4 protein-coding genes are annotated in these 8,468 nt (G+C 34.4%); all 4 read right to left on the bottom strand.

Annotation, left to right across the window (positions count from 1 at the left end):
- A partial coding sequence (gene tnpA / locus ANHYDRO_RS08825) for an IS200/IS605 family transposase (RefSeq protein WP_004815877.1) occupies positions 1 to 319 on the bottom strand: 319 nt, incomplete at its 3' end.
- Positions 320 to 549: 230 nt separating this feature from the next.
- Complete coding sequence (locus tag ANHYDRO_RS08820; protein ID WP_004815876.1) at positions 550 to 7,356, bottom strand: S8 family serine peptidase; 6,807 nt, start codon at positions 7,354 to 7,356, stop codon at positions 550 to 552.
- A gap of 481 nt (positions 7,357 to 7,837) precedes the next feature.
- On the bottom strand, positions 7,838 to 8,020 hold the full coding sequence (locus ANHYDRO_RS11380) for a hypothetical protein (protein ID WP_004815875.1): 183 nt from the start codon (positions 8,018 to 8,020) through the stop codon (positions 7,838 to 7,840).
- Between the two features lie 22 nt (positions 8,021 to 8,042).
- Complete coding sequence (locus tag ANHYDRO_RS11375) at positions 8,043 to 8,438, bottom strand: aldehyde dehydrogenase family protein (RefSeq protein WP_004815874.1); 396 nt, start codon at positions 8,436 to 8,438, stop codon at positions 8,043 to 8,045.
- Between the last annotated feature and the right edge of the window lie 30 nt (positions 8,439 to 8,468).

The raw sequence follows: 8,468 nt of genomic DNA, 5'->3' as shown, positions 1-8,468 counted from the left end.
TACACCAAAAGTGTCTGTTGCCATATTTATATTTTAGGTTTGCGTGTCTATCGAATATTATCAGTGAACTTTTTCCTTTTAAATATCCCATTATTTGTGATATTGAGTACTTTGGTGGTATTTCTACCAGCATATGGATATGATCTGGACATAACTCTGCTTCTATTATGTTTATCCCTTTTCTTGAGCATAATTCTCGAAGTATGCTGCCTATGTCTTTTCTTAATTGTCTATATATTTCTTGTCTTCTGTATTTTGGTGCAAATACTATATGGTATTTGTATCTCCAACTTGTATGTGATAAAGTATTTTTATCCATGATTACCTCCTTGTTTAATTGTGCATGTGACTATCACAATTATACATTTAAGGAGGTTTTTCTTGGTGCTTAAAGCTAAAGCTTAATACCTCCACCTGCATAGCAGGTGGTTTTTTGTTCGCTCTCTTTCGTTCGCTCAACTCACTTAAGTGGACAAAAAAATACCAGAGCAAGCTTTATGCTAACTCTGGTATCAGATCTAATATTTGCTTAGCTTATATTAGGTCTTTTTATTTTCTTTTTTTAGTCTTGAACAAGGCAAGGCTTGCTGCAAATAATCCCATAACTACTGATGATAAGCTCTCTACTCCTGTTTTAACATTTTTGCTTATTGGAGCTTTCTCATTCTTTTCTTGTGATTTTCCCTCACTTCTTTGGGTCTTATTTTCCTTTGCTTCTTCTTTATCCTTATCTTCCTTAGTATTTTGAACTAAGGTATTGCCTTTTGAAGGATCTCCTTCAAGCTTTTTAGTCTCTGAGCTTGCCTCCACTACTAATCCTTGATTATCTTTTTGATTTTCACTCTTATGAGCTAAATTTATTTCTGGAATTTGTGGATTTTCTGAAGGAATTACAGAAGGATTCTCTGAAGGAGTTACAGAAGGATCGTCTGAAGGAATTTCAGAAGGGTTTTCTGAAGGAATTACAGAAGGGTTCTCTGAAGGAGTTTCAGAAGGATTCTCTGAAGGATCTTCTGAAGGATTTTCTGAAGGAATTTCAGAAGGATCTTCTGAAGGATTTTCTGTATCACTTGGGCAAGTTATATTCCAAATCTTTGAATAATCCTCATCTTTTTTCTTTGTTTCATCAAAGGTTTGTTTATTTTCTTCTTTAACTTCTTTAGGAAGCTCGTAGAAGTCTGGTTGAACACTTAGATCTTCCATAGCAAATAGGAAGGCACCTTGTGCTTTAATTTCTTCTTTTCCGTCTTTGCCTATGACTTTCCAACCCTTGAAGCCTTTACCTTCTGGAACTTCTCCCTTGTATTCTGGTAATTGGAAATCCTCTCCCTTCACAAGTTCATTTTCCTTATTATCTATTGTAATCTTGACTTTTTCTGGAGCTTTAGGAGTTAATTTGCCACTTTCTTTATCAAAGCTAAATTCCTTTACACTAGTATTGTTTGCAAAGTCTTTTACTACAAACTTGATTGTTAGCGTATTGTCCTTTATATCTTTTATATCAGCTAAGGACTTGTATGCTCTACCATTTACAAAGATTTGTTTGTATTGGATTTCTCCAGCTTTATCGCCATCTCTCTTGTCTGTAACATTGAATTTGATAAATTTATCTTTATCATATTCAATAGCTGTGTTACCATCCTCTTTTTGTTCGATTTCTGGTTTTACAGTATCATAGAGGAATTGATAGTGAACTCCAACAGCCTTGGCATTAAGATTACTATAACCAGTTTGTAGGTAGACATTGCCATCCATATCTTTGACCTTGTCTGGGAATCCATTTGCCTTGTAGTCCTTCATTCCCCAGTCCATGATGTCCCCATCTTTTACATCAAGCTTAATGTTAAAGTCTCTTGTATTATCTATGTGTAAATCACCATAGATTAGGTAGTTGTCTACAACTGACTCGTTAACTCTCATTTCCCAGTTGAAACCACCCTTATCTCCTATTTTTCCTCTTAAATAGAATTCTGGTTTTCTTACATAGATTTTATTGTCCTTTGTTGGATTGAAATAGTTTCTATCCATAGTCAAATCTACTGGTTTTGCATCTATAAATAGCATTGCTCCGTCTTCTTTGATGGCTTCTACGTTGGATTTATCATCTCCAAGGTATTCCTTGCCATCTTTGCCAAGAAGAACTAGTTTAGAAGGATCATCTACAAGATTTCCATCTTTATCTATAGCTTCTCCCTTTTCATTAGTTTTGAATTTAAAGACTTGATATCTAACTATATTAAATCCGTCCAAGGCTGACATGAGAACTGATTGAGTGCTTCTACCATCTTCAACATTTCTACTATCACAGTAGATTGTTTTTTGTGATAGGGCCTTGATGTTAGGGGCAGTATTTTGGATTTTTTCTATAACTTCCTTGCTATAAACTCCATTACCATCAAGCATATCAGTTTTTCCTGGGTTAAATGTCGTAACTCTTAGGGCATATCCCTTTCTTACAATCATATTATCATTTAATACATATTGACCCTTTTCATTATCGAAGAACATCTTGTTTGTATCCATCTTGCTTGGATCTTTTGGTTTTTGTTTAGTTAGTTCACCTTCACCTAGTTCGATAATATTTCCATAGCTTGAAGCATATGGTGAAGCTTCCTCGGCTTCATCCTTCTTTTCTGACATTCTTATTATAGTTTTAGCTTTTGTTTGACCCTTATCTTTTACGATAATATTCATATCTCCAGTAAAGGATAGACCATCGACTACATCATTTGTGTTTGCAAATAAGTCAAAGGTTAGAGTTTTTGTTTGTGGGTCGTATTTACTTGCCTTGATTTCTATTAGTTTAAAGTCATTACCATAGTAGGCCTTAGCATCTTTTGATACATTATTTACTTCTCCAAGAATTTCAAAATGGCCATCCTTTGATGGACTTAACACTCCACCAAGCCTTGATTTAACATCATCAAGTTTCTCAGTTTCATATTCTAGATCACTTCCATCTTCGTAGGATTTTACATTTCCTTTTTCATCATATAGATAATCAAGCTCTACTGTTTTCATTCCACCAGTTGTAAAGTCTTCTATTTCCTTATATTTCTTTTTAATTAGTTTCTTTAGGTCTTTATTTTCAAATTCTCTAATTGTTGAAATATTTTTATCTATTTCAAGGCTAGCTTCTCCCTCAACTGAACTTTCTTCAGCTGGTTTTGAGTCTTCATCCTTAGCTTTATTATTATTGGTATTTTCCTCTGAGCTTATTGCATTTTTGAGTTTTTCTTCAGAAATTTCTCCAAGTTTTTTGTAAGAAGAAGAATCTTTGTCAGGATCTACTAGGTAATAAGAAATCATTCCCTTTGCATCAGCTTTACTATCAAATTTTATCCTATGGATTTTGGTGAAGTTGCTTGCACCATCTAGGGCGATTACTTCGATAATTTTTCCTCTTAAATCTCCAGCTCCTTTAATTTCGTAGATAGTATTTCCTTTAGCATCAAGCTTTCTATGTCTACCTTCGCCTTCTCCTGCATATTTTACATCAAGGTTTCTTTCAACATCACCATACTCGTCAACTATAGCTGCACCTGCATACCATACTTCGTTGGCTACTTCTTCAAATTTCTCTGGATGGTCTTTTTGATCTCTTACAAACAAGGTTTCGTTTTTGTACTTATCTTTTGCCTTGTGGTAAGTATCTTTTGCTATTAATTTGATTTTGTTTGGATCAGAGAAATCAACATCGACAATTGTTGGAGCTGTATTGTCAACTTTTACTGGTATATAAGAAACTTGCCATGGATAATCCTTAGTTAATCTGTATTTGAACTTGTAGAAGTATTGACCCTCAGCTATTGGTTCAAATTGACCCCTAAGTTTTGTTTCCAAGTCTTGGTTATTATTATCATCATTAGCGCCTTCTTCTCTTCCTCTAGGATTGTAAATAAGGCCATCCCATTTCAAATCTCCCATAACTTTTAACTTGGATGACTTAATACCCTTAGCATCGTTTCTCTTTGAGTTTAGGATTCCTTTGATGAAGTGCTCTCTTGATACAACCTTGAGGTCTTTTTGTCCTTCGCCCTCTTTGTCTGTATTTACAATTGAGATTAAGCCTTCTTCTGCACTTCTTAGAACGAGTGGGGAAGGTGTTAGCCCTCTTTCTATTTGAACTTCTTGTGTTTCTCCCTTATTATCAAGTGGATAAATTCTTGCGACTTTTGATTCGCTTTGTGATGGATCAAATAATCCTTGGTTGTTATTTAGTGCAAATAAATCAGGATCTTGATCAAGTGATTTTGTATTTCCATCTTTTCTGTTTTGGATAACGGCAGCTGGATTGAATTTATCGATGTCATGTTCTCCACCTATACCCTTGTTCAAGGTTCCAGGTATTTTTGGTTTACCATCATCGTCATAACCTTCCATGGTTTTTGATTTAGAGCCTTCTTCCCAAGCCCACTTGTCAAGGATTGGCTCCTTGTTCCAGTTTCCAGCAAAGCCCATAAGTGGCATTGATAGAGATGGTTGGAATACTGTCTTGTTTTCCCCACCACACATTGCCTCAAGTTCTTCTTTAGATTCAAGTCTAATGAAAGATTCTACAAATTGGTTTTTATCTTTTGCTTCTCCTACATTTATTACAGCCTTCAATTCATATGAAGAGTTTGGAGCAATTGTAAATACATCGTGTTCGAAAGTAATATTTGCACCCTTAATCTTTGCTGGATGAATTTCTGGAACAATTTGTTTGCCATCTAATGATTTCTTATCCTTGTAAGTTTCATCAAGTTTTAGCCTATTGGTAAGGGAATCTGTGGTGATTGCAGATGATGAAGCCTTAAATGTAAGAGGCCTATCTGATGTATTAATCAACTTGATTGTGAAATATTTCTTGTCTCCCTTAATTTCTCTAAGTGATATAGATCCATATGAGTTTACTAGACCTGCGGAGTCAACATTTTTAAAGCTTGCTATAACATCACTTCTTAGTGCATTAGCAACGTTAATTAGACCTGCACCTTGTTGTCTTGGCGAAGCATAATATAGTGATTTTTCCTTCCAAGCTGTTGGATCCATCATTGGTCTTGCTGTGTTTTGTAGGGCAATCTTTGTAAGAGTAGTTAAGTCGATTTTATCCTCACCTTCTAGGTTTTTGAGGACAGATTTTTCGAGCATCTCTTTTAGTTTTGGTCTAATCAATACTGTTGATGCTGCGACCACTGGTGTTGCCATACTTGTTCCTGACATATAACCATAAGTTGATTTGCCATCAATTACATTTAGGGTTGATTTGATGTTCTTTCCTGGTGCTGATACATCTGGTTTTAGTAGGAGGTCAACCCTTGGACCCCATGATGTAGAAGCTGCTGGCACGATTACTTCTTCTTTATAAAGTTCCTTGTCTGTATCAGGAGCAAAGTTAAAGTCTAGCTCTTTCTCATCACCAAGCTTTGGACGGTTTTTGTTGAAGCTTTCCATATCAATTGGATAGTATTGGTCAAGCTTATCTTTGAAGTCTTCTTTCTTGTTTCTCTTAACCTCAGTTTTATTGGCTGGAGCAATCATATTCCAAATTTTAAGTCCATCATCACCAGATACTGAAAATACTTGGCAAGTTGTTCCTTCATCTTCTTCGTAGCCCATGGCTGGAAGCTCTGTCCAGTTATCCCTGTTATAGTAGTTAACAGTATTTACAACCATGATTGCGCGAGCACCTTTATCGGCAGCTCTTTTGAAGGCATATTTTAAATCCTTTGTATATATTCTATCCATAACGGCAATTTTGCCTTTAAGATCAAGCCCAACTAGATCTTCATCTTGACCCTTGCCTATATAAACAAATTTCATTTTGTCTGCTGCTTTGCTTCCGTCTTCATTTCTAATAATCTTATTTTTATCGAAGAAGGTACCGATATTTCTATACTTAAAGCTTTCGCCACCAATATTTACCTTATCAAACTCTACTATTTGATTTTTAGCTGATGCAACAGCTATGGCATCTTCATGGGCAGCAGTTCTAGTTACATTTCCTGTATCGGTCATCTTTAGTTGGTTATTAGCAGCCAAGTCCCATGATGAGCTTGAAGCAGATGTTGCATAGTTACCAGTAGCAACTACCATAGGAATCCCCGCTTTTCTTAAAGCCCTAACTGCTTGCCAATATTTCTCACCTATAAGACCTGTTCCTGTAAATCCAGAAGATACAGATACTACATCAACTTTATGTTTGATTGCATCTTCAATAGCGTGAAACATTGTTTCATCACCAGCAAAGCCATCACCTGAATCTGAGTACATCTTGTAAGAGAAGATTTGAGCATTTGGTGCTATTCCGTCTATTCCATTGTACTTAGCTATATCCTTATCAGTATCATTACCAGCAAGGATTCCCGCTATATGCATACCATGTGGATCATGATAGTCAGAACCATCGTCATATTTTTCGACAGTGATTTTGCCACCGTTATAATAGTTAAAGGCATGAGGAATTTTATCACTCAACCAAAAGTCCTTGTCAGTTCCCTTCATGTCCTCTTTTTTATATCTCATATAAGGCTTAGCATCATCGTCAATTCTCATAGCCTTGTGCCTATAATCAGTCCCAGTATCGATATTTGCAATTACCATGCCCCTACCGTCAAACTTCATTACCATGTCTTTGTTGATGGCCTTTAGGTAGTCGATAGCTTCATTGACACCGATTTCTTCTCTTGCGTGATTCATCATTGGCTCAACTTTTTGAGATCTTTCTACAGATGATATTCCTTCGATATATTTAATCAAATCAAGATTATCTTGTTTTGTTTCAATTGCACAACCATTGAAAATAGTATTATAGGCATACAAAACTTTTGTAGAAGAAAGTTTTGATATTTCCTTAATCGCCCTTTCACCAGCCTCTTTATCTTTAAATTCGGCTATGTATATGACTCTACCCTCATCTTTATTATCTACAGCCTTATCATCTTTCTTTTCTTCAATAGATGAATCCTTATTAAGGTCAGCTTTATGTGTATCTTCTATTGATTTACTTTCTTTTTCATCAGACTTATCTTCTTCGAGGGAAGTTTCTAAAGCAGGAGCTTTATGTGTATCTTCTGTTGATTTACTTTCTTTTTCATCAGACTTATCTTCTTTGAGGGAAGTTTCTAAAGCAGGAGCTTTGTCTTTATCTTTGTTTTCATCTTCTTTCTTTTGTTCATTTTCTTTATCAAAAGATTGTTCACTCTTTGCCTCTTCTTTTTTTTCTGTAGCTTCTTCATTTTCACTAGCAAGGCTTTGGCTATTTGCCTCTAGCGGTTTTTCTTCTTCGCCACTTGCGAAGGAAGGCTCATTAAATAAGAATGAGATAGACAAGGCGGCAATTAATGTCGCCTTAATAATTTTTTTATTATTCATTTATTTCCCATATCCTCTACTAATTATTTTTTTAACATGTTAAATATTAATTCATATTAATGTACAAAATATAAAATTATGATAACAATTTTCAGTATCACGAAAGTAATTATAAAACTTTTATATCACCTTGTCAATATAATCATTAAATATTTTAACACTTTTTCAAGATCTCAAATACCTGGTTAATCAAGCCTATATAGCCATTTATTTTGTAGTTTGAAAATAATTAACGATTTACTTTCATTTTTTATTATATTTTAAAATAAATTCCCCTTGTATTTTTTACAAATATTTATAGCAGAAAATGACTCTGATTCAAAAAAACATTTAATCTTTAATGTATATATATTAATAAAGCATTATACGATAATGCAAATCAATTTCTTTAACTCTTTATTTCTCCATGCAAAAAGCTATCCTGAAATTTTATCAACTTTACATAATTTGCTAAATAAAATTTTTAGAAAGCTTTGTTTTTTTAGAATTTCTTTATTAAATTTAACCTTCCTTTTTCATAAGGGGGATATTTTATTTTAGGTCTAAATAAGGATGAAGCATGCATTATACTTTTTTTGTTAGAGAAGTTTACAAAGCCATGATAGCCTCCCATCCCACTTGGCCAAATACCACCAAATTCCAAATATGGACTTGCAATTTGCATGATGCAATCATTGACGCAGCCATTATTCCATGTTATACATGACCTTTTCTATAAGCCTATTATCTTCTGAGAAGAGGTAAAAGGCCAAAGGCTTAGGCAAAGTCTTAATCTTATAGAGAATTGGGTTAATATTGTCGTAAGTTATTATTAGAAGAATCGGTCCAAAAATCTCATCATACATTAGCTTATTATCAAAGTCTACCCCATCGACTATAGTTGGTGCTAGTTTTAGATTAATCCTATCGAAATTTCCTCCTGCGATTATATCTTGGGCAGATAAAAGGAATAGCAACTTATCTAAATGCTCTTCATTAATAATCTTAGGGTAGGATGGAGAGTTTATTGGATCTTTTCCAAAAAATTCTTCTATAGTTTCGATTAATTTATTAATGAATTTTTCCTTGATAGCATAATCCACTAGGATATAGTCAGGGGCAACGCAAGTTTG

It is taken from the genome of Anaerococcus hydrogenalis DSM 7454, from assembly GCF_000173355.1.
GTDB classification, from domain to species: Bacteria; Bacillota; Clostridia; order Tissierellales; family Peptoniphilaceae; genus Anaerococcus; species Anaerococcus hydrogenalis.
The sequence above is the reverse complement of the archived record's forward strand: the minus strand, read 5'-3'. Positions and strand labels throughout refer to the sequence as shown.

What these genes read in the sequence shown, in the direction of transcription:
- ANHYDRO_RS08820 (WP_004815876.1), bottom strand. Translation starts at nt 7,356, where the DNA reads ATGAATAATAAAAAAATTATTAAGGCGACATTAATTGCCGCCTTGTCT.
- ANHYDRO_RS11380 (WP_004815875.1), bottom strand. Translation starts at nt 8,020, where the DNA reads ATGCAAATTGCAAGTCCATATTTGGAATTTGGTGGTATTTGGCCAAGT.